This is a genomic window from Pseudomonas serbiensis (genome assembly GCF_030580745.1).
Classification (GTDB): domain Bacteria; phylum Pseudomonadota; class Gammaproteobacteria; order Pseudomonadales; family Pseudomonadaceae; genus Aquipseudomonas; species Aquipseudomonas serbiensis.
Map to the genome: position 1 here is coordinate 1 of NZ_JAUQOO010000052.1, position 1445 is coordinate 1445.

The following is a 1445-nucleotide window of genomic DNA, read 5'->3' on the forward strand; positions in this document are numbered from 1 at the left end:
GGAAGGTTTCCCCGGTGGACAACGAGAGGATGCGCGAGACGGTATCGAAGTGCGACAGGCGCACGCTCCAGCCCTTGCCGAAGCCGATATTGCGGGGGCTCATGGGGCTGAAGCCGAGGCTGAGGGGTACGGTGGGTCCGCACAAGTGATTGGCCTTGAGTTCAGGCAGGGTAATGACGCAGGTGTACTGGCCGGTGCGAGGGTCGACACCGGCCTGGAGCGCGCTGAGAAAGTTGAAGGCGTTGGAGTGGACAGTGGGTGTGGGCATGGAGAAATCTCCAGACAAGAGCCGCTAAACAGTCGGTTTATCGGCTCTTATAGTGTTTAGGAACTACGTCAGTTGGTGGCAGTAATCTTCAGTTTGTTACGGTCAGTCGGCGAGTTGAATTCCACAGTAATCTTGTGCTGGTTCCCGTATTCATCAATCAATTTCAGCTTCATCGGTTGGACGAAATCACTTTCGTTGTCGAAGACAAAGTCTGAGCGTCGGTGCAGGCTGATCAAGACGGCGCCCTCAGGTGCTTCATTGCCAGCAATGACATCAAGGCTTGGGCGTAATTCAGGTGCAATGCTCTGCATCAATAAAGGCTCGAACAGTAATGTTTTACTGCCGGGCAGTGCGTAGCCGGTGTAACTGCCCATGAGTTCCGCATATTGACGGCTTTCCCACTGTGCCATGCTGGTGGGGCTGTCAAACTCGACGGTGACGAACTTTATATTCTGGACGGACTGTTTGAACCTCAGGTAGTAATAATCGATCGTGTTGAGTTCATAATCATTATTTTCCCCACCCACTACCCGGATACTCTCGAACTCATAATTCACTATGGCGTAAGTGGGCATGGGCTCTGGTTTTATTTCTATGATGTTGTGTTTTTCTTCGGAGCCATCTTGTTCAGTCGAATTGAATTCGGCCTGATCGGCGCGGGTCAAGGCAACGGCTATTTTTAATGGTGTTTCGCCGCGAGTCTGGATATACAGAGATTTGCCGCTGCCATCCAGAGCCTGTGGTTCGCTGGCCAGGGAAGAGCTGACGGGATAATACAGATAAGGATTCTTCGACTCATTGACGCCCCATTGTTTTCCCTCGGGCGCATCGGCGGGTATACCTTCTTCGCCGATATAAGGCAGTTCATTGAGTGTGTCAGCAACGATCAGCCGCATGCTGTTCAGTTCGGAGGGCGTAAGAGGCACCTCTATGTTCTGCTCGTCGAACGGTTTGACTGCCACCCGGACCTTGATTTGTTCCAGGCCATTGGCGAACAGTTTCACTGACTCGGATTGTGCCTTGATGGTGAAGTCTTCAAGGCGTACCCACTTCGCTCGCGGAGCGATTTCGGATAAATGAATGACCCCATAACCTGATTGGGTGCCCACGCCATCGAAATAGCTGCCCTGAATGACCGTATAAGGCTGGGTGATCACATCCGGTGCCTTGAAGTTGC

At 52.4% G+C, this 1445-nt stretch carries 2 protein-coding genes; both read right to left on the minus strand.

All coding sequences use genetic code 11. From position 1 onward, the window contains the following. A partial coding sequence (locus Q6A51_RS27230) for a hypothetical protein (protein WP_304576168.1) occupies positions 1-268 on the minus strand: 268 nt, incomplete at its 3' end. Positions 269-336: 68 nt separating this feature from the next. Beyond that, positions 337-1445, minus strand: a 1109-nt coding sequence (locus Q6A51_RS27235) for a hypothetical protein (protein WP_304576178.1), incomplete at its 5' end; no start/stop codon positions are given.